The sequence below is a fragment of the Longimicrobium terrae genome, from assembly GCF_014202995.1.
Classification (GTDB): domain Bacteria; phylum Gemmatimonadota; class Gemmatimonadetes; order Longimicrobiales; family Longimicrobiaceae; genus Longimicrobium; species Longimicrobium terrae.
Genome location: NZ_JACHIA010000004.1, coordinates 371,015 through 393,347, shown reverse-complemented (window position 1 = coordinate 393,347; position 22,333 = coordinate 371,015). Strand labels below are relative to the sequence as shown.

The following is a 22,333-nucleotide window of genomic DNA, read 5'->3' as shown; positions in this document are numbered from 1 at the left end:
GGCCCGTACAGGTTGCCGACCTTTTCCACGCCGGGCAGCGCGTACAGCCCCTGCGCCAGCGCGTTGGGCAGCGCCTCGCCGCCCAGGTTCAGCGTGCGCACGCTGGACGGAATGCCCCCGCTGCGCAGCAGTTCCGCCGCGGCGCTGGGCACCATGCTCACGTGCACCACCGGCTCGTCCAGCGTGGCCAGTTCCAGCGCGTTCTCCACCAGCACCAGCGTGCCGCCCCAGCTCAGCGTGCCGAACACCTCCGCCACGGAAACGTCGAAGTTGATGGAGGTGGAGAAAAGGACGGAGGCGCGCTCCGCATCCGTAACCGTCTCCCCCAGCCAGTGCAGCAGGACGACGGTGGACGCGTGGCGAATCATCACCCCCTTGGGCCGGCCGGTGGAGCCGGAGGTGAAGATGACATGCGACAGGTTCTCCGGGACCACGCCGCTCTCCGGCGCCGTCTCCGGCTCCGCAGCGAGCGCCGCGCTCTCCGCGTCCAGCAGCAGCGTGGCCGGGCCCTCCGGCAGCCGTTCCGCCAAGGTGGAATCGGTGATGACGAGCGTCACCCCGGCGTCCTGCAGCATGTAGCCCAGCCGCTCGCGCGGATACGCCGGGTCCAGCGGCACGTACGCCGCGCCCGCGGCGAGCACGCCCAGCATGGACGCGACGAGGTCCGGCATACGCGGCAGGCAGATGCCCACGCGCACCTCCGGCCCGGCACCACGGCGGCGCAGCGCATGGGCGATGCGGTTCGCCCGGCGATCCATCTCCGCATACGTCACCCGCTCGCCCCGCCACACCAGCGCGGCCGCGTCCGGCGTGCGCGCGGCCTGCGCGCGGAACAGGTCGTGGACGCACAGGCCGGCCGGGTAGGGCCGGTCGGTCGCGTTCAGGCCTTCAATCACCAGGCGGCGCTCTGCTTCCGGCAGCAGCGGCAGCCGGTCCACGGGCCGGTTGTCATCCGCCGTCATCTCCTGCAGCGCCCGCCGCAGGTAGCCGGCGAAGCGCTCCACCGTCCCGCGCTCGAACAGCGACGCGGCGTAGGTGATGCCGCCCTCCACGCCGTCCCCCGCCTCGCCCAGGACGAGCGACAGGTCGAACCCCGCCGTGTCCGCCGCATCCGCCGCGCTCTCCCAGGCAAACGTCACCTGAAACAGCGGGGTGTACGCCGGGCTCCCCGCCGGAGCGACCCGCTGCACGACTTGCTCGAACGGGATGGCCCCGTTCTGAAGCGCCTCGTGCGCGCGCGTACGCACGCGACCCAGCAGCTCCGCCACCGTGGGCGCGCCGGACAGGTCCACGCGCAGCGCCAGCGGGTTGGCGGACGCGCCGGACGCATCCCCGGGCTCGCCGGTGCCAAGGCTGCCCGCGGGCACGCCGACCACCACGTCCGTCTGCACGGAAAGCCGGCCGAGCACGAGGGCCCAGCCGGCGAGAAGCGTCATGGAGAGCGGGACATCGTTCCGCCGCGACAGCGCGCGGAGCGCCGCCGCCAGTTCCGCGTCCAGCGCCACGGGCACCCGGCCGCCGGCCGCGTCCCGCCGCGCCGGGCGCGGATGGTCCGCCGGAAGCTCCAGCAGTTCCGGCGCGCCGGCCAGCGCCTGCTCCCAGTAGCGCGCCTGGGCCGCGAAGTGCGCGGGCGAGCCGGCCGGACCGGCGGACGGTGCATGCACGCCCCGGTCACCGCCGCCGGCGGACGGAATCGGCCGTTCCACGCGCGCACGGTCGCCTTCCCCGGCGGCGGGGCGCGCGGAAAGGCCGCGCTCCCCCGCCTGTGCCGGATGCTCCGGACCTTCGCCTTGCGCGTGACTCAACTCGTTCCCGCCAGTGGACATGCAGCCTCGTAGTGCAAAAACGGATGGGGCGGTGGATTTCACCACCGCCCGGTACGGATCGGACAGATGCGGCCAGGGGCGGCCGGCCCCGGTGTTTCAGGCCGCGGCGGACGGATCCGGGCGCAGGCTGAGCGGCCTCATGTCGGTCCACACCTCCTGGATGTAGGCGAGGCACTGGTCCCGGGTGCCGGGCGTGCCCACGGCCGTCCAGCCCCGGGGAATCTCCCGGTCCGCGAGCCAGAGTGAATACTGCTCCTCGTCGTTCACCAGGACGATGTACGTGCTGGTGTCGTCCGTTGCGTCCGTCGTCATGTGCCGGATCTGGGAGGGGGGGGACCGGGAGCCCGCGGGGTTCCGCGAACCTTTCCATCGTTCCGGGCGCGGGAGCGGAGGTGCGCCCCGTCCTCATGCCGCATGCGGCACGGCGGCGGCGCGGCCCGGCATCCACGGAGCAGCGGTGGAAACCGGGTGCATCTGGACGGCGCGCGATGGTGCGCGCGCTGGCCTGTAATGCCTGCCGCAGTATGGATTGATTGGCGAAAAACTAACAGGTACGCCGGGCGAATCGCAACCCGGCGCTCCGCTGTGCTCCGCCAATCCGCCGGTGGAAACCGCTGAAATCCGGGCGCGAACCGTGTCACTCGAACCGCACGACCGAACACTGCATCCGAGCGGAGCACGGCGGCAAACGGAGCGGCGCCCCGCCCCGGCACTCGCCCCGGAATCCACCCGCACCGCCCTCCTCACCCCTCGGGGTGGAGCGGACGGACGAGCGAGCGGCCTAGCGCACCGCCGCGGGTTCCGCCGCCGCCGCCGCCGGCGCCGCGGGCGTGTTCAGCGGGCGGCGGCGTTCCATGCGCTGCAGCAGGTACTCCCACATCAGGGTGATCATCCGCTCCGAGCGCGTGACGATCTTGGCCTGCGCGGTGTAGCCGCGGCGCAGCCGGTCTACCCCCACTTCCTGCAGGTCCTTGGGGTCCAGGCGCACCGTCACGGGGAACATGCGGTTCTCCGTCGGCGGGCCGCCGGCCGCGGGCTCGGCGCCCACCGTGATCACCGTACCGCGGATCTCCGGCGCGTCCACCCGGCCGAACGCGCGAAGCTCCACCTGCGTCTCGTCGCCCACGCGGATGCGCGACACGTCGCGCTCCGCCACCAGCAGCACCGCGCGCCAGCCGCCGTGCTGCGCGATCTCCATCACCGTCTGCCCTTCCTGCAGCATCGTCCCCGACAGCCGCTCCAGCCCGTCCGTGAGCACGACGCCGGAGGCGGGGGCGTGCAGCGTCAGCCGCGAGAGCCGCTGCTGCAGCGTGGCGATCTGAAAGTCCATCTCCGCCACCTGCTCCACCTGCCGGCCCTGCTCGATGTTCTTGAGCCCCAGGCGCTCCCCGTCGATGTGCGCCGTGCGATTGGCGGCCTCGGCGGCCAGCACGTCCGCCAGCGCCGCGTCGACGGCCACGTTGGAGCCCAGCTGGTACGTCTGCCGCATCCGGGCCACGTCCGGATCCATGTCGTGCTCCACCAGGCGCTGGCGCAGCGTGGCGTTGGCCCGCACGAGCGCGGCGTTGGCCTCGGCGCGCTTTTCGGCGATGGAGCGCACCTCCAGCGGAACCGAGTTGCGCGCCAGGCGCAGGTCCAGCTCCAGCACCCGCCGGCGAGACCGGAGCTGGTCCAGCTGCGAAGCCAGCTGCAGAGAGTCCAGCCGGGCAATGGGCTGCTGCGCGCGCACGGTGTCGCCCATGCGGACGAGCACCTCGCGCACCACGCCCGGCTCCTCGGCGCGGACGGACCAGATCCCCGCCGGCTGCAGGGCGCCCGTGCCGTCCACGGTCACCTTGAGGCGGATCAGAACGGAGGCCAGGATGGCGCTCCCGAACAGCACCGTGAAAATGAGCAGCGTAAGGCTGACGGCGCGCGAAACCCACTGGCCGCCCACCACGCGGGGCGAAACCTCGGGAAGCAGCAGCTCGGGCTGGGGCACGGGTGGACGCATCGTGCTGGGCATCAGGTGGTGGCCGGCCTTGCCGCCGGCACGCGGCCGGAGTCGCGGCCGCCGGCGTTCACCATGTCGACGTACGGATCACAGGTGGCCAGGAGCGACTCGTGCGTCCCCACCCCTACCACCCGGCCGGAGCGCATCACGCAGATCTTGTCGGCCGTGGACACCGTGGCGACGCGGTGCGTCACGTACAGCGTCGTACGCCCCGCGCGGTACGAGAACAGGTCTTCCAGAATGGCGCCCTCCGTCTGCTGGTCGATGTTGGACGTGGCCTCGTCCAGAAGCAGAATGGGCGTGTCGCGGATGAGCGCCCGGGCCAGCGAAATGCGCTGGCGCTGGCCGCCGGAAAGGCTGGCGCCCCACTCGGCCACGTGCGTCTCATATCCCTTGGGCAGCTTGGCGATCAGCTCGTCCAGCCGGCACAGCCCCACGATGTCGTCCACCATCACCCGGCTGGGGTTCAGAACCCCCATGGTGAGGTTGTCCCAGATGCTGCCCCGCAGCAGGCTGGTGTCCTGCCAGACGACGGCGATCTGCCTGCGCACGTCCGGCAGGGGGATGGACGACCCGCTCATCCCGTCAAACAGCACGTGCCCCTCCAGCGGTTCTTCCAGGCGGCAGATCAGGCGCAGCAGCGAACTCTTGCCCGCGCCGCTCTGCCCCACCACCGCCGTCAGCTCCCCGGGTTCCAGCACCAGGTCGATGTTGTGCAGCACCGGCTCCTCCGCCTGGTAGCCGAAGGCCACGTTGCGCAGCTCCACCCGGCCGCGCAGCCGGTGCTCCACCGGCGCGGGCGGATGGTACGCCAGGGCGGGGTCCTGCTCCACCTCTTCGTCCAGGTACTCGAACATGCGGGCCAGCCCCACGGCCGACTGCTGCAGCTCCGAGAACATGGAGGTGATTTCCTTGAGCGGCTGCGTAAAGAAGGCCAGGTACGCCACAAAGGCGATGAAGGTGCCCAGCGTCATCTTCTGCTCAAGGATCAGCGTCCACCCGTACCAGGTGAACACCGCGGTGGACACCGCCGCCAGGACGGCGCTGGCCAGGGTAAAGCCCTGCCCCACGATGCCGCCCTGCAGGTTGTGCCCCAGCGCCACGTCGATCTGCCGGCGGGCGCGGTCAAACACCTGGTGTTCAACGGAGAACGTCTTGAGGGTGCGGATGTGGCTGTACACCTCCACCTGGTACGCGCGGAACTCGGCGTACCCCTCGGCCATGCGCTTGAAGTAGACGCGCAGCACGCGGGTGGAAAGGAGGGTGATGCCCACCGTGAGCGGGGCAAAGGCCAGCGCCACCAGGGCCAGCCGCCACTCCAGCAGAAACAGGAACGGGGGCACCAGCACCAGGTACACGGTCTGGATGAACACCGTGCCGAACGCCTTGGACACGGTGCCCAGCGCCTGGCGCACGTCCACGAAGCGGCTCATCACCTCGCCCACCTGGTGCTCTTCAAAGAACCGCGCGCGCAGGTGCTGCACGTGGTTGAAGAACAGGAGCGAGGCCGCGTCCGACAGGCGCGAGCTGACCTGGAACTGGAAGTAGTTGCGGATGGACTCCATGCACGCCACCGACACGGCAATGGCCAGCAGCCCGCCCACCAGCACGTGCATCAGCGTCACGTCACGCGAGGGGTACACCTCGTCGATCAGCAGCTTGGACAGGTACGGCGGCGCCATGCCGATCAGGCCGATGACCAGGGCCAGCATCATGCTCCGGCCGAGCCGTCCCCAGTAGGGGCGCAGCAGCACCAGAAGGCGCCGGTACTGGTTCACCGCGTCGCGAAGCGGAGGCGCGGGGTCTGTTCCGAACTTGGCCATCAGTGTCTGGTCGGGTCGTATGCGGTGCGCACCCCGCCGCGGCGGCGAGTGCCGGCATGCGGGGGCGAGGTGCGGAATTCGCCGTCTACGGGCGGAAAGGGATCGTGGTGCACGCCGGAGGCGGGGAGCAGCGAGGCAAAGTTCCCGCAACGCCGCACGCCGCCCGCGTTCCGTCACGGAACAGGCGAGCGGAAAGGGACATGCCGCGCGGCACGCGCCCGGAGGCGCCCGCGGCGCCCCCGACGCAGGAGTGAAACTTACCTACTCGGGGTCGTTTCGGGAAGCGGCAGCGGGCAAGATGGGACCGGAATGATGTGTCCCCGCGCCCGCGGCCGGGTCCTTTCGCCTCCCCCGCGAACGCCGCCGGCGCGTGCCCGGGACGCCCTTGCGGACCGGGGAAAAAGCGCGCCGCGCGTCAGGCGTTGCGGCCCGTTCCCCCCCGCCGCGGGCACGGGTTTGCGGACACCCATTTTCGCCGGGAACAGATTCCGCTAGATTTTTCTCTTCCTGTCTCCGCGGTGGCAGAAAAGGGGTCCCGCTCGCCGGACCCCGCGCCTTCCCGGAGCGCCCCGTGCACCCGCCCCCGCGGCGGAGCATGCCGTGGCGCAACCCTCCCCGGCCGTCCCCTGGCCGGGGTTCCCCGCGCGGCTCCGGCCCACGCTGCGGCACCACGCCCGCACGCGCACCATTCTGAGGAATCATGAAGAGTCTACGGGGTGAGGTCCTGGGCATCGTGGGCGGGCTGGGGCCGCTGGCGTCCGCCGAGTTCCTGCGGACGGTGTACCGGTGCGCCACGTGGGAGCGGGAGCAGGACGCGCCGCGGGTGCTGATGGATTCCAACCCGGCGTTCCCGGACCGCACCTCGGCCTTTCTGGCGGGCGAGGAGCACACCGTGTCGCCCATGCTGGAGGAAGTGTTGGCCGCGCTGCTGGAGCGGGGCGCCACGCGGCTGGTGATCTGCTGCATGACGGCGCACCACCTGCTTCCCCGCCTTCCCGCGGAGCTGCGGCGCCCCATCATCTCCGTGCCGGAGGTGATCGTGGCCCAGCTGCGCCGCACCCGGGGCCGCTACCTCATGCTGTGCACCCGGGGAACGCGGTACGTGTCGCTGTTTGAGCGCGAGCCGGGGTGGGAAGACGTGGCGGACCGGGTCGTGTTTCCCGAGGCGGCCGACCAGGACCTGATCCACGACGACCTGATCTACCAGATCAAGCGGATGGCGGACCCGGCCGCGCTGGCGCCCATCGTACGCTCGCTGCTGGCCAAGTACGGCACCGACGGCTTCATCGTGGGGTGCTCGGAGATCCACCTGGTGGCCAACGTGCTGCACGGGGGCGCGGAGCACCCGGAGTGCATCGACCCGTTCCTGGCCATTGCGTCGAGCTTTGCGCACGCCGCGGAGACTGCCGCACACGGTGCTGGCGACCGCATTCCGTCGCTGCCGGGCGCAATGGTGCGGGCCTCCGCCGCGTAGCGTTTCCGGGGGACGGAGCAGGCGCGGCACCCGGGCTCCCGTCGCATCCAGGCTCGGTATTGGGGAACGCGGAGGACGCGGGGGAAAAACAGAGGGGGACGCGGGGAAAAACGGAGGGGACGCGGAGAAACTCCTCAGTTTCTCCGCGTCCCCCTTCTGTTCCCCCCGCGTCCTCCGCGTTCCGTCCCGGGTGTTTCCTAACCGTACGCGGGATGGAGTCTCGAGCGTTCCGCGACTCTACCCGCGCGAACGAGTCGGGATGGAGGTCATCAAACGAAACGACGACGGCTCAAATCCGCAGTTCCACCACCTGGTCCGTGCTCGCCGCGAAATCGGCAAAGACGGGGGACAGAAAGAGCGTGCGCACCTCGGCGTGCAGCCCGCGCTGGCGCATCCGCTCCAGCAGCGTAATCGCCAGCAGCGAGTGCCCGCCCAGCTCAAAGAAGTTGTCCCGGCGGCCCACCCGCGCAATCCCCAGCACCTCCGCCCAGATCTCCGCCAGCGACTCCTCCATCTCCCCCACGGGCGGCTCGTAGTCGCGGGTGGAGTACGCGTCCGCCTCCGGGGCCGGCAGCGCCTTGCGGTCCAGCTTGCCGGTGCGCCCCAGCGGCAACTGGTCCAGCCGGACGTACGCCGCGGGCACCATGTACGCCGGAAGCCGCTCGCCCAGGTGCGCGCGCAGGCTTTCCACGTCCGCCGGGCCGTCGCCCACCCAGTACGCCACCAGCCGCGTGTCGCCCGGCGTGTCTTCGCGCACCAGCACCGCCGCGTGGCGCACCGCCGGGTGGTCCTTGAGCCCCTCCTCGATCTCCCCCAGCTCGATGCGGTAGCCCCGCACCTTCACCTGGAAGTCGATGCGTCCCAGAAACTCCAGGTCGCCGTCCGGCAGCCACCGCGCCCGGTCGCCCGTGCGGTAGAAGCGCGCGCCCGGCTGCGCCGCGAACGGGTCCGGAACAAACTTCTCCGCCGTCAGCCCCGGCCGCCCCAGGTATCCGCGCGCCACCCCGACCCCGCCGATGTACAGCTCGCCGGAGACGCCCGCCGGCACCGGCGCCATCCGCGCGTCCAGCACGTAGTGGGTCAGGTTCTGGATGGGCTTGCCGATGGGGATGCGCCCCGCCGCGGGCCGGTCCGCGGGGATCTCGTACAGCGAGCAGCCCACGACGGTCTCCGTGGGCCCGTACTCGTTCAGCAGCCGGACGCCGGGAGCGTGCTCGCGCCAGAACAGCGTGGGCTCCGCCATCAGGTTGTCCGCGCCGATCACCAGCGTTCCCGCCGCGCGCGCCGCGTCCTGCGGCGCCAGCGACTGGTTGAGCAGCGCCAGGTGCGTGGGGGTGATCTTGATCATGGCGAACCCCGGCTCGCGCCGGATGGCCTCCGCCAGCGCCTCCACCCCCGGCCCTTCGGGAAGCAGCGTCACGCGCTCGCCGGCGAAGAGGGGGATGAAGTTGGCCAGCGTCAGGTCCACCGCCATGGACGAAAAGACGGGCGCGCCCCGCCCCGCCGCGGCCCGGTACGCGCCGGTGCCCCAGTCGAAGTAGTTGGTGGGCCCGTAGTGGTGCATCAGCACGCCCTTGGGCCGCCCCGTGGAGCCGGACGTGTAGTAGACGTACGCCAGGTTCTCTGCCCGCACGCCGCTTTCCGGACGCCCCGCCGGCTCGGACGCCAGCACGTCCGCCATGCGGTCCATCCACAGCGTCTGCGGCCGGTCCTCCGGAAGCCCGTCCGCCAGCCACGACTGCGACAGCAGCAGCCGGGCCCCGCTGTCGCGCAGCATGTAGCCCAGGCGGTCCGCGGGATGCGTGGGCTCCAACGGCACGTACGCCGCGCCCGCCTTCATGATGCCGAAAAAGACGGGGAGCAGATCCAGGCTGCGCTCCATGCACAGCGCCACGCGGTCCTCCGGCCCCACGCCCAGCGCGCGCAGGTGGTGCGCCAGCCGGTTGGCCGCCGCGTCCAGCTCCGCGTACGTCAGAGACTTCCCCTCGTGCACCACGGCCACGGCGTCCGGCGTGCGGTCCACCTGCCGCTCGAACAGCTGGTGGATGCAGAGCTCCGCGGGATAGGGAACGTCCGTGCGGTTCCACTCCTCCACCACGCGGACGCGCTCGCTTTCCGGCATGAGCGCCAGCCGGTCCACGCGCTGGTTCTCATCCGCCACCATCTCCCGCAGCACGCGCAGCAGGTAGCTCACGTGGCGCTCCACCGTCGCCTCGTCGAACAGCGCCGTGGCGTACGTGATTCCGCCCGCGATGCGCGCCTCCGTGTCGCGCAGCGAAAGCGACAGGTCGAACTTGGAGGTGGCCCGCACGGTGGACTGCACCCCGCCCACCCGCAGCCCCGGCAGTTCCAGCCCGTCGCCCCCCGGCGTGTTCTGCCACGTGAGCAGCACCTGAAAGAGCGGAGTGTGCGACATGCTGCGCGCCGGGTCCACCCGCTCCACCACCTGCTCAAAGGGGATGTCCTGGTGATGCTGCGCCGCCAGCACCCGCGTCCGCGTCTGCGCCAGCAGCTCCGCCACCGTGGGCCCGCCCGCCAGGTCCAGCCGCAGCGCCAGCGTGTTTACGAAGAAGCCGATGAGCCCCTCCAGCTCCCGCCGCCCGCGCCCGGCCGTGGGCGTGCCCACCACCACGTCGCTCTGCCCGGACAGGCGGCTGAGCACTGTGGCCCACGCCGCCAGCACCGTCATGAAGGGCGTGGCGCCGTGCCGGCGGGACAGCGCCCGCACCCCGGCCGTGAGCTCCTCGTCCAGCTCCACCCCGAGCTGCGCGCCGCGATGGTCCATTTCCGCCGGGCGGGGGCGGTCCGCGGGAAGCTCCAGCAGCCCGGGGGCGCCCGCCAGCGCCCCGGTCCAGTACTCCGCCTGCTCGCGGAGGACGTCGCCCTCCACCCACCGGCGCTGCCACGCCGCGTAGTCCGGGTACTGCACGGGAAGGTCGGCCAGCGCCGGCTCCCGCCCCGCGCGGTGCGCGGCGTATCCCGCGGCCATCTCGCTGAAGAGCACCCCCATGGACCACCCGTCGCTGACGATGTGGTGCATGGTGAGAAGGAGGACGTGGTCGTCCTCCGCCACGCGGACCAGCCGGCCGCGGATGAGCGGGCCGTGCTCCAGGTCGAAGCGCGCGTTGGCCTCCGCGGCCATCAGCGGGGCGAGCGCCGCCTCCGGGTCCGCTTCGCCGCGCAGGTCGTGCTCCACCAGCGGAAAGCGGCTTCCCCGCGCCGGGGCGATGCGCTGCGCGGGGGCGCCGTCCACGCGCACGAACGTGGTGCGCAGCGCGTCGTGGCGGGCCATGAGCCCGTCCAGCGTGCGTACCAGCGCCTCGCGGTCCAGTTCGCCCCGCAGCCGCAGGGGGCGATGGATGTGGTACGCGCTCCCCAGGTCGCCCAGCTGCTCCAGGAACCACAGCCGCTGCTGCGCGAAGGAGAGCGGCACGGGGCCGTCGCCGCGCACGGGCTGAATGGGCGGCAGCTGCGCGCGCGCCGCGCCCTGCAGTTCCCGCGCAAAGTCCGCCAGCACGGGGCGGGTGAACAGCTCGCCCAGCGCGGTTTCCACCCCCAGCGCCTGGCGGATGCGGGAGATGACCTGCACGGCCAGCAGCGAGTGCCCGCCCAGCCCGAAGAAGTCGTCCCGGCGCCCCACCCGCTCCACGCCCAGCACCTCGGCCCAGATTTCCGCCACGGCCTGCTCGGCCGCGCCGGCCGGCGCCTCGTACGCACGCGCGGCAAAGGCGTCGCCCTCCGGCGCGGGGAGCGCCCGGCGGTCCACCTTGCCGTTGGGCGTGAGCGGAAGCGCGTCCATCCACACGAACGCGGCGGGAACCATGTACGCCGGCAGCGCCTGTCCCGCGTGCGCGCGCAGTTCCTCGGCACCGGGGGATTCGTCGCCCGCCGCGTACGCCACCAGCCGCCGGTCGCCCGGCGCGTCCTCGCGGACAATGACGACGGCCTCGCGCACGGCGGGGTGCTCCAGGAGCCGCGCCTCGATCTCTCCCAGCTCGATGCGGAAGCCGCGCACCTTGACCTGGTGGTCCGTGCGGCCCAGGAATTCAATGGTCCCGTCCGCCAGCCAGCGCGCCAGGTCGCCCGTGCGATACAGCCGCGCGCCCAGCTCCCCGCCGAACGGGTCGGGGACGAAGCGCTCGGCCGTGAGCCCGGGGCGGTCCAGATAGCCGCGCGCCACCCCCGCCCCGCCGATGTACAGCTCGCCCGCCGCGCCCACCGGCACCGGCTCCCCCGCCGCGTCCAGCAGGTAGACGCGCGTGTTGGAGATGGGCCGGCCCAGCGGCAGGGTTCGCGCGCCGGCCGCCACCTCGCGCACGGGGTGCGTGATGGCGTAGGTGGTGGTTTCCGTGGGGCCGTAGCAGTGGATGACGGAAACGGGGCCGCCCTCCGCCAGCACGCGGGCAAAGGCGGACGGGTCCGCCGCCTCGCCGCCGGTGAGCAGGTGGCGCAGCCCCGCCAGCGCGTCCGGGATGCTTTCCGCGTAGCGGTTGAAGACGGCCGTGGTGAGGAAGAGGGCCGTGACGCCGTGCTCCCGCAGCGCCCGCGCGAACGCCGCGGCGTCCAGCAGCGTATCGGCGCCGATGACGACGGTGCTGCCGCCGTTCACCAGCGGGGCCCACACCTCCATCGTCGTGGCGTCGAATGCCGGGTTGGCGGCGAAGGCCACGCGGTCGTCCGGCCCGAACTCCGCGTATCCATTGTCGATGACAAGGCGCAGGATGCCGCGGTGCGGCACCATCACCCCCTTGGGCCGGCCGGTGGAGCCCGACGTGTACATCACGTACGCCAGGTGGTCCGGCGTCAGCCCCTCCACGCCCGGGTCGGTGTCCGGGAGCGAAGCCCACGCGGGCGCCTCCGCATCCACCGCCAGCACGGGGAGGTCCAGGCCGCCGAAGCGCTCCGCCATCTCCTCCGTGGTCAGCAGGGCGGCGGGCGCGCTGTCGTCCAGCATCCCGCGCAGGCGGTCGGCGGGGTGCTCGGGGTCCAGCGGCACGTACACGCCGCCGCACTTCATCACCGCCAGTTCCGCTTCCACCAGCTGCGGCGAGCGCCCCATCGCCAGCGCTACCCGCGTCCCGGGAACCACGCCCAGGCCGCGCAGGTGGTGCGCCAGCCGGTTGGCCCGCGCGTTCAGCTCCCCGTAGGTGAGGCTCCCGCCGTCAAAGATCACCGCGGGTGCATCCGGCGCGCGCCGGGCCTGCGCCTCGAACAGCGTGTGCACGCACGACGCGGGAATGGCGGCGTCCGTGCGGTTCCACTCCTCCACCATCCGCGCGCGCTCGTCCGGGGACAGCATGGCCAGCCGCTCCACGGGCCGCCCGTCATCCGCCACCATCTGCTCCAGCACCCGCCGCAGGTAGCCGGACCAGCGCTCCACCGTCGCCCGGTCAAAGAGGGACTTGGCGTACGTCAGGTCGCCCAGGATGACGTCCCCCGTCTCGCGCAGGGCGAGCGACAGGTCGAACTTGGCCTGGATGTCGGAGGTCCCCATCGCCACGCCCTCCACCTCCAGCCCGGGGAGCGACACCACGCCGCCGGCCCCGGGGGTGCTCTGCCAGGCGAAGCTCACCTGGAACAGGGGATGATGGGCCAGGCTGCGGGTGGGCTGAACCAGCTCCACCATCTGCTCAAAGGGGATGTCCTGGTGGTGCTGCGCCTCCAGCGCGCGCGCCCTGACCCGCGCCAGCAGCTCCGCCACAGTCGGCTGGCCGGACAGGTCCAGCCGCACCGCCAGCGTGTTGACGAAGAAGCCGATGAGCCCCTCGGTTTCCCGCCGCTCGCGCCCAGCCGTGGGGGTGCCGATCACCACGTCGTCCTGCCCGGACAGGCGGCCCAGCACCGTCGCCCACCCCGCCATCACCGTCATGAAGAGGGTGGTGCCGTGCCGGAGCGACAGCGCCTTGAGCCCCGCCGTCAGCGTCTCGTTCAGGCTGACCCAGAGCCGCTCGCCCGCGTGTTCCGCCTGCGCGGGGCGCGGGCGGTCCGTGGGCAGTTCCAGCAGCCCCGGCGCACCGGCGAGGGTGCGCTTCCAGAACTCCGACTGCCTGGCGATCCCCTCGCCCTCCACCCGCCGCCGCTGCCACGCCGCATAGTCCGCGTACTGGATGGGGAGCGCGGCAAGCTCCGGTGCGCGCCCTTCGCGGGCGGCGGTGTATCCGGCCACCAGTTCGCGGGTGAACACCCCCATGGACCAGGCGTCGCTGACGATGTGGTGCACCGTCACCAGCAGCACGTGGTCGTCCGCCGCCATGCGCACCAGGCGCCCGCGGATGAGGGGACCGCGCTGCAGATCGAACGGGGCGCGCACCTCCCGGGCCATCAGCCGGCCCAGCTCCGCGTCCGCGTCCGCCCGCCCGCCGAGGTCCTCATCGGCGAGGTGGAACGCCGCGTCCGCCGCCCCGATGCGCTGCTCGGGCACGCCGTTGGTCTCCACGAACGTCGTCCGCAGCGCCTCGTGTCGGGCCACGATGCCTTCCAGCGCACGCGCCAGCGCCGCCCGGTCCAGGTCGCCCCGCAGCCGCAGGCGCAGGGGGATATGGTACGTGCTGCCCAGGTCGCCCAGCTGCTCCACGAACCACAGCCCCTGCTGCGCAAACGACAGCGGCACCCGTGCGTCACGGGACACGGGTTCGATGGGCGGCAGCTCCGACTCACCCCGTACGAGGTCGCGGGCGCGCGCCATCTGCAGAAGCTTGCGGCGCTCGGCCAGGGTCAGTTCGGTCACGTCGGACTTCATCAGTTGGGCGTCCCGTTCGGTCGGGTGGATCGCAAAAGCATGAGCGTCCCCGCGGCCGCGCATGCGGCCGCGGGGGCGTGTTCGTGTACATCGGGGGCGGGCGCGGAGCGGCGTCCGGTTGAACGGCGGAGCGTCATCCCTCGCCGGATTCGCGGAGCATGGCCATCAGCTGCGCCATTTCTTCCGGGTCCACCTGGGCCAGCTGTGCGTCAAGGATCTCCTGCGCGAAGTCCTTGAGCACGGGACGCGTGAACAGGTCGCCCAAGGCCACCTGCACCTCCAGCACCTGCCGCACGCGGGAGATCACCTGCACGGCGGAAAGCGAGTGCCCGCCGAGTTCAAAGAAGTTGTCCCAGCGGCCCACCCGCTCCACGTGCAGCACGTCGGCCCAGATCTCGGCCACGGCCTGCTCCGTCTCGTCCGCGGGCGCTTCATACGCACGGGCCGCGTACGCGTCTTCTCCGGGGGCCGGGAGCGCGCGGCGGTCCAGCTTGCCGTTGGGCGTCAGCGGCCACTGCTCCACCCGCACGTACGCGGCGGGGATCATGTACGCCGGCAGCGCCTCGCCCAGGTGCGCGCGGAGCGATTCCGCATCCACCGCATCGCCCAGCCAGTACGCCACCAGCCGCGGCTCCCCCTCGGCGTCCTCGCGCACCAGGACGACAGCCTCGCGCACGGCATCGTGCGAGGCGAGCCGCGCCTCGATCTCGCCCGGCTCGATGCGGTAGCCGCGCACCTTGACCTGCGTGTCCAGACGGCCCAGAAACTCCAGCGTACCGTCCGCCCGCCACCGTGCCCGGTCGCCCGTGCGGTAGATCCGCGCTCCTGCTTCACCAAAGGTGTCGGGGATGAACTTCTCCGCCGTCTGCCCCGCCGCGTTCTGATAGCCGCGGCCAACCGGCGTTCCGCCGATGTGTACCTCGCCCGCCACGCCGATCGGCACCGGGCTCCCCGTGCGGTCCAGCAGGTAGATGCGCCCGTTCGGGATCGGCCGGCCGACGGGCACCGGCTCCGTCAGGTAGATGGACAGGTCCGGCGCGAGGCGGTGATACGTGACGATGCCGGAGCACTCGGTGGGGCCGTACAGGTTGACCAGTTCCGGCCGCGGCTCCGGCAACTCCATCAGCTTGCGCGGCTGCACCGCCTCGCCCACCAGCACGGCCGTGCGCAGCCCCGCCAGCGCGCCATCCGCGTCCGCTTCCACCAGGGCCTGGAATGCGGAGGGCGTGCAGTTCACCAGCCGGATGCCGCCAGACGCGATCTGCCCGACGATCCCCGCAGGATCGAACGGCTCGGAGGCCAGGTGCAGCTGCCCGCCCGCGAAGAGCGGGGCGAACAGGTTGCGGTACGTGCCGTCGAAGCTGAACGACATCACCAGCAGCACGGCGTCGCGATCGGTGATCCCGAACTCCCGGCCGTACCAGTGGATCAGGTTCAGCGCCTTGTGGTGGATGGTCGGAACGCCCTTCGGCCGGCCGGTGGAGCCCGACGTGTACGTCACGTACGCGGGATGGTTGGGCGTGAGCCCATCGCGATCCGGGTTTGTTTCCGGCGCATCGGCCCACGCAGGCGCGGCCGCGTCCAGCTCCAGCACGGGGACGTCGCGGCCCAGCGCGGACAGCGTGGCGGCCACATTGCCCATCACGGAGCCCTGCGCCAGAACGGCCGCGGGGGCGCTGTCCGCCAGCATGTACTCCAGACGCTCGCGCGGGTAGCCCGGATCCAGCGGGACAAAGACGCCGCCCGCCTTGAGGATGCCCAGCAGCCCCGCCACCATGGACGGGCTGCGCTCCACACTCAATCCCACCCGCACGTCCGGTCCCACGCCGCGCGTCCTGAGATGGTGCGCCAGCCGGTTGGCGCGGCGGTTCAGCTCGCCGTACGTCACCCGCTCCCCGCGGGCGGAAATGAGGGCGACCGCGTCCGGCGTGCGCGCCGCCTGCGCCTCGAACAGCTCGTGGATGCAGGAGTCCGCCGGGTAGGCCGCCTCCGTGCGGTTCCATCCATCCACCACCAGGGCGCGCTCGGCGTCCGGCATGATGGGGAGCTGGTCCAGCCGCCGCTTCGGATTGGCGCCCATCTCCCGCAGCACGCGGCCCAGGTAGCCCGCCCAGCGCTCCACGGTGGCCGGATCAAAGAGCCCCGCGGCGAACGTCACGCCGCCGGCGATCGCTCCATCCTCCTCCCACAGCGTGAGCGACAGGTCGTACTTGGCCTGCATCTGCCCGGATTCCGCCTCCACCGGCTCCGTACGCAGCCCGGGAAGCGGGGCGTCCACCCCGCCGGGGACGTTCTGCCAGGTGAACATCACCTGAAAGAGCGGGCTGTGCGCCATGCTGCGCACGGGATCCACCAGCTCCACCACCTGCTCGAACGGGATGTCCTGATGCTGCTGCGCCTCCAGCGCCCGCGCCTTGGCCCGCCCCAGCAGTTCCGCCACCGTCTGCGTGCCCGACGCGTCCAGCCGCAGCGCCAGCGTGTTGACGAAGAAGCCGATCAGCCCCTCGATCTCCCGCCGCCCGCGCCCGGCCATGGGGCTGCCGATGACCACGTCCTCCTGCCCGGAAAGGCGGCTGAGCACCACCGCCCACCCCGCCAGCAGCGTCATGAAGAGCGTGGTGCCGTGGCGCCGGCTGAGCGCCTTGAGCGACGCCGTCAGCTCCGCGTCCAGCTCCACCGGCATCCAGTCGCCGGCGAACTCCTGCCTGCGCGGGCGCGGGCGGTCCACGGGCAGCTCCAGCAGCTCCGGCGCGCCCTTCAGCGTGCGCGTCCAGTAGTCCGCCTGCTCGCGCAGGACGTCGCCCTCCACCCACCGCCGCTGCCACGCCGCGTAGTCCGCGTACTGCGTGGGAAGCGCGGGGAGCGGATCGCCCCGGCCGTCGCGGAATGCGGCGTACAGCGCGCCCAGCTCGCGGACGAACACCCCCATGGACCAGCCGTCGGAGACCGCGTGGTGCATGGTGACGAGCAGCACGTGATCATCTTGGCCCATGCGCACCAGCCGCCCGCGCACGAGCGGCCCGGCCGACAGGTCGAACGGCGCGTGCCCCGCCTCCGCCACCAGCGGGGCCAGCGCGGCCTCCGCGTCGGGCTGCGCGGACAGGTCGTGTTCCACCAGCGCGAACCGGCTCTCCGCCGCCGGGGTGATGCGCAGCTCCGGCTCGCCGTCCACCACCGCGATCCCCGTGCGCAGCACCTCGTGCCGGGCGACGATGCGGTCCAGCGCACGCACCAGCGCCGCCCGGTCCAGCGCCCCGCGCAGCCGCAGGCGGAACGGGATGTGATAGGTGCTGCCCAGGTTTCCCAGCTGCTCCAGGAACCACAGCCGCTGCTGGGCAAAGGAAAGGGGAAGGCGGCCGCCACGGTCCGCGGGCTCGATGGCGGGAAGGGTGGCGCGCGTGGCGCTCTCCACCACCCGGGCCAGGTCCGCCAGCACGGGCGAGGCAAAGACCTCGTGCAGCGGGATCTCCGCGCCCAGCGCCTGCCGCACGCGCGACCCCACCTGCACCGCCAGCAGCGAGTGCCCGCCCAGGTCAAAGAAGTTGTCCCACCGGCTCACCCGCGACACGCCCAGCACCTCGGCCCACACGTCCGCCAGCGCCTGCTCCGTCTCCCCCGCGGGTGCCTCGTAGCCGCTCCGGGCATAGGCGTCGCCCTCGGGCGCGGGGAGCGCCGCGCGGTCCACCTTGCCGTTGGGCGTCAGCGGAAACGCATCCATCCGCACGTACGCCGCGGGCACCATGTACTCCGGCAGCGTCTCGCCCAGGCGGGCGCGCAGCACGTCTGCCGCGGGCGCGTCCGGCCCCGCCACGTACGCCACCAGCCGCGTTTCGCCGGGGGCATCCTCGCGCACCAGCACCACGGCCTCGCGCACCCCGGTCTGCTCCGCCAGGCGCGCCTCGATCTCCCCGGGTTCGATGCGGAATCCGCGCACCTTGACCTGGTGGTCCGTGCGGCCGAGGAAGTCCAGCCGCCCGTCCGCCAGCCGGCGCACCCGGTCGCCCGTGCGGTACAGGCGCGCCCCCGGCTCCGTCCCGAACGCGTCGGGGACAAAGCGCTCCGCCGTCAGCCCGGGCCGGCCCAGGTAGCCGCGCGCCACCCCGGCGCCGCCCACGTACAATTCGCCCGCCACCCCCACCGGCACCGGCTCTCCGCCGCGGCCGAGCACGTAGGCCTGCACGTTGGCGATGGGCAGGCCGATATCCGGCCGGCGCTCCGCATCGGTGCACTGCGCGGCGGTGCTCCAGATGGTGGCCTCGGTGGGGCCGTACAGGTTCCACAGGCGGTGCCGGGCGCCCCAGCGGGCCACCAGCTCCGCGGGGAGCGCCTCGCCCGCCACGGTGATGGTGCGCAGCGCGGGCAGATCCTCCACCGGGAGCGCGGCCAGCGCGGTGGGGGAAAGCGTCACCAGGGTCACCGCGTGCCGCCGCAGCAGGTCGATGAGCCCCGGCCCGGGAAGCAGCTCCTCGCGCGGGGCCAGGCAGAGCGCGCCGCCGGCCGCCAGCGCCATCACCAGCTCAAAGGCGGCCGCGTCAAAGCTGAACGAGGCGAACTGCAGCACGCGGTCGTCCGGGCCCGCGCCCAGCACGCGCTGCTGCGCGGCGGCCACGTTGCACAGCCCCCGGTGCGGCACCAGCACCCCCTTGGGGCGGCCGGTGGAGCCGGAGGTGTAGATGACGTACGCCGGGTGATCCGGCATCAGCGCGCCGCGCTCCGGGTCCGTGTCCGGCGCCCCGGCCCACGACTCCGCATCCAGCGCAACGAGCGGAACCGCCAGCCCGTCCAGCGGCTCCCGCAGCCGCTCCGCCAGGTGCGGCTGGACGAGAACAACCGCGGGGGCGCTGTCGTGCAGCATGTGGCGCAGCCGGTCCGCCGGATAGGCCGGGTCCAGCGGGACGTAGGCGCCGCCCGCCTTGAGCGTCGCCAGCAGCGCGACGATCATCTCCGGCCCGCGCTCCGCGCAGATCGCCACGCGCACCTCGGGCCCCGCGCCCAGGCCGCGCAGGTGGTGCGCGAGGCGGTTGGCCCGCGCGTTCAGCTCGCCGTACGACACCCGATCCGCGCCCCACAGAAGCGCGTCCGCGTCCGGGGCGCGCCGGGCGTGGTCCTGAAACAGCTCGTGGATGCACGACTGCGCGGGGAACTCCGCCGCCGTGCGGTTCCACCCGTCCACGACCCGCGCCCGCTCGTCGTCCGGGAGGATGGACAGGCGCTCCACCGGGCGCTGGTCATCCGCGGCCATCTCCCGCAGCGCCCGCCGCAGGTAGCCCGCGTGGCGCTCCACCGTGGATCGGTCGAAGAGGGCGGCGGCGTACTCCAGCGATCCGGTGATGCGCCCGTCGTCCTCCCACAGGGTGAGCGACAGGTCGAACTTGGCGGAGCTCCGCGCGTCGACGTCCACCTCGCCCGTCTGCAGCCCCGGCAGCGACAGCCCGTCTCCCAGCGCGTTCTGCCAGGCGAACATCACCTGAAAGAGCGGGGTGTAGGCCAGGCTGCGCACCGGGCGCACCCGCTCCACCACCTGCTCAAAGGGGATGTCCTGGTTCTGCTGCGCCTCCAGCGCCCGCGTGCGCACCTGGGCCAGCACCTCCGCCACGGTGGGCGCGCCGGACAATTCCACGCGCAGCGCCAGCGTGTGCACGAAGAAGCCGATCAGCCCCTCGATCTCACGCCGGTCGCGCCCGGCGGTGGGGGTGCCCACCACCACGTCGTCCTGCCCGGAAAGACGGCTGAGGACGATGGCCCACCCGGCCAGCAGCGTCATGAACAGCGTGGTGCCGTTGCGCCGCGACAGCGCCCTGAGCGCCGCGCTCAGCTCCGCGTCCAGCTCGAGCGGAACAGCGCCGCCCGCGTAGTCCTGCCGCGCCGGGCGGGGATGGTCCGCCGGAAGCTCCAGCAGCTCCGGCGCGCCCGCCAGCGTGCGCTCCCAGAAGCCGGCCTGCCGCTCCAGCAGTTCGCCCTCCACCCGGCGGCGCTGCCACGCCGCGTAGTCCGCGTACTGCGTGGGGAGCGCGGGAAGCGGGTCCGCCGCGCCCGTGCTGAAGGCCTCGTACAGCGCGCTCAGCTCGCCGCCGAACACGCCCATGGACCAGCCGTCGGAGACGATGTGATGCACGGTGATGAGCAGCGCGTGCTCGTCATCGGCCACGCGCACCAGGGCGCCGCGGATGAGCGGGCCCGCCGCCAGGTCGAAGCGCGCTTCCGCGTCCTGGCGCACCAGGGCGTCCAGCGCGGCGCGGGGATCCGGGGCGGCGCGCACGTCGTGCTCGGCGAGGGCGAAGCGGGCGGGAGCGGAAATGCGCTGCACCGGCTTTCCATCCACCTCGCCGAACGTCGTGCGCAGCACTTCGTGCCGGGCCACGATCCGGTCCAGCGCGCGGCGCAGGGCGGCCACGTCCAGCGTCCCCCGCAGGTACAGCCGCATGGGGATGTGGTACGTGCCGCCCATGTCCTCCAGCGCCTCCAGAAACCACAGGCGCTGCTGCGAAAAGGAAAGCGGCGCGACCCGGGACCCCGCGGGCTCCTTGCGGAGCAGGGATTCCAGGAGCGCCCGCTTTTCTTCGGGGGACAGGTTGCGCGCGCGCGACAGGTCGTTGCTCATGAGGCGGTTCGGTAGGAAAGCAGATCAGCCGGCGGCGTAGCGACTCGGTCCATCAGACGGCACACATCCCGGACGAATGGAAAGACCCGCTGCCCGCGCGCCGGCCCGGCCGCCGTGGGCGGCCGCGTATCCGGACGCCGGGCTCGCGGGTAGGCGACGGCGGCGTGGCGGGCGGCGCGCATCGCCCGTGCAGATCCCGCGTGAAATGTCAGCAGACGAAGCGCACGCCTTCACGCCCCTCGCGCCCGCCCTCCGGAGACCGCCGTCGGCCCAGTGCGCGGTGCGCCCGCCCCGGCACTCCGGCGCGGCCAACCGGCGGCTCGGCATCGGGATGACGACCCACGGCGAGGGAGGGGAGGGATGGATTTGGAAACCCCATTATAACCGGCGGAAAACTTTCCTTCAACCGGCGCGCCCCCCGCGCGCGCGAAGGGGCCAATCCGGGACGCCGCGATTCCCCGCCCCGCCGCCGGACGATCCTCCGCCCGCCCCGGACACCGCGTACCCGGCGCGCACCTTTCGGCCGGACGCATGGCCGGACACGCCGCAAAGGCTTCTTCGGCGCGGCATCCTGCATCTGCTCCAGCGTGGCGCCTAAGGGCCGTGGGGGATGATGCCGATCCCGCGGCGCGCGATCGTCCTTTCCCAGCCCCGTGCGCGCGATGGGCTGATGCGGACGCCGCCGCGCGGGTCCGATCCGCCCTCGATCGCACGCCTTTCCGTCGACGCAGACTTTCAGGGATCGCGATCAGGTGGATGCGGTGCCTGGCCGCCCTCATCATCACGATCGCGATCTGTAGAAGCCCGTCGCCCGACGAGGTGTGGATGCGCACGGGAGAGCGGCGCCCGAGACATCGCACGTCATCCACAGATTCCCGTGGCCTCGCGCGGACGGTCGGCCGAGAAAACAGCGGGCCGATGTTCTTTGGCCAGAGACAGCAGAGTCAGCAGAGAAACGACTCTGCTGACTCTGCGTGGGCGGGACCGGGTTCAGGCGAGCCGGCGCGGCTCCCTGCCCCGCGTCACGCGGGCGCCTCCACCCGGGCCGCCCGCGAGCGCTCCAGGCCCCGCGCCAGCGCCTGCCCCAGCACGGCCGAGTTGACCGGATCCATCATGGTCTGGTGCGTTCCCGGCACCGGCGTCACCTGAAGCAGATGCTCGGGGAGCAGGTCCCGCCAGCCGCGCGACGGCTCCTCCACCATCGGGCTCTCCTGCGCGGAGTAGTGGTAGACCACCACGGGGATCGGCTGGGGATCGTATCCCCGCACCGCCTGGTCGTTCACCCGCCCGCGGTTCCGCATCTCCCGGAACTGCGGCACCGTCACGTGGGCGGGCAGCTTGCCCTCCGCCTGAAGCCGCGCCACGTACGCCTCCAGCCCCGCGTCCCCGCCGCCGTCCACCGGGCCGGCCGCCTCCGCCGACGCCTCCGCCGACGGCTCCTCCACCGGCTCTCCCAGCCCGTCTGCGTCCACCGCGTACATGGGCGGCGCCGCGCGGAAGTACGCGGGAGGATACGTATCCAGCATCCCCACGAACTCCACCGTCTCGCCCCGCGCGATGAACTGCGCGGCAACCTCGTACGCCAGCACGCCGCCGAACGACCATCCGCCCACGCGATACGGACCCGCGGGCTGCACCTCGCGGATCATGCGCACCAGGCGCGCGGCCATCTCCTGCACCGTCCGCGGCTGCGCATCGGACAGGGGCGGGGCCGGAAGCGCGTACACCGGCACCTCGCCGCCCAGATGGGGGTGCAGCTTCTGCGCATAGGCGATGGACCCCGCGCCCGTGTACGCCAGAAAGAGCGGGGGCTCCGAGCCCGCCGCGCGGACGGCGATGGCCCGGCCCTCCACCACGGGAGCCTCCGGCGCCGCAAG

The 22,333-nt window shown here is 72.6% G+C and carries 6 protein-coding genes and 2 pseudogenes; 1 reads left to right on the top strand and 7 read right to left on the bottom strand.

Annotated features, from left to right (window positions below; all coding sequences use genetic code 11):
* From HNQ61_RS10155 to HNQ61_RS10140, 4 genes are all read right to left on the bottom strand, one after another.
* Nucleotides 1-1,826: non-ribosomal peptide synthetase (locus tag HNQ61_RS10155; RefSeq protein ID WP_183685624.1), on the bottom strand; the 1,826-nt coding region annotated here is incomplete at its 3' end.
* 96 nt (nucleotides 1,827-1,922) lie between these two features.
* Nucleotides 1,923-2,138, bottom strand: a complete 216-nt coding sequence (locus HNQ61_RS10150; protein ID WP_170040253.1) for an MbtH family protein — start codon at nucleotides 2,136-2,138, stop codon at nucleotides 1,923-1,925.
* A gap of 469 nt (nucleotides 2,139-2,607) precedes the next feature.
* Nucleotides 2,608-3,819 (bottom strand): HlyD family secretion protein, encoded by a 1,212-nt coding sequence (locus HNQ61_RS10145; RefSeq protein WP_170040255.1) that lies wholly within the window; start codon nucleotides 3,817-3,819, stop codon nucleotides 2,608-2,610.
* Nucleotides 3,820-3,830: 11 nt separating this feature from the next.
* The gene (locus tag HNQ61_RS10140; RefSeq protein WP_170040257.1) at nucleotides 3,831-5,642 is read right to left on the bottom strand and encodes an ABC transporter ATP-binding protein; all 1,812 of its coding nucleotides are present in this window, start codon (nucleotides 5,640-5,642) and stop codon (nucleotides 3,831-3,833) included.
* Nucleotides 5,643-6,342: 700 nt separating this feature from the next.
* Between HNQ61_RS10140 and HNQ61_RS10135 the strand changes: the two genes are divergently transcribed.
* Nucleotides 6,343-7,116: an aspartate/glutamate racemase family protein gene (locus HNQ61_RS10135; protein WP_170040259.1), complete on the top strand. Its 774-nt coding sequence runs from the start codon at nucleotides 6,343-6,345 to the stop codon at nucleotides 7,114-7,116.
* 289 nt (nucleotides 7,117-7,405) lie between these two features.
* Here HNQ61_RS10135 and HNQ61_RS10130 read toward each other — a convergent pair whose 3' ends face one another.
* From HNQ61_RS10130 to HNQ61_RS29960, 3 genes and pseudogenes are all read right to left on the bottom strand, one after another.
* Nucleotides 7,406-13,855, bottom strand: coding sequence for a non-ribosomal peptide synthetase (locus HNQ61_RS10130; RefSeq protein ID WP_170040261.1), 6,450 nt, complete (start codon nucleotides 13,853-13,855; stop codon nucleotides 7,406-7,408).
* Between the two features lie 133 nt (nucleotides 13,856-13,988).
* Nucleotides 13,989-20,408, bottom strand: a pseudogene (locus HNQ61_RS10125) (amino acid adenylation domain-containing protein); the annotation flags it as partial.
* Between the two features lie 1,070 nt (nucleotides 20,409-21,478).
* Nucleotides 21,479-22,252: pseudogene (locus tag HNQ61_RS29960) on the bottom strand (thioesterase domain-containing protein); the annotation flags it as partial.
* Between the last annotated feature and the right edge of the window lie 81 nt (nucleotides 22,253-22,333).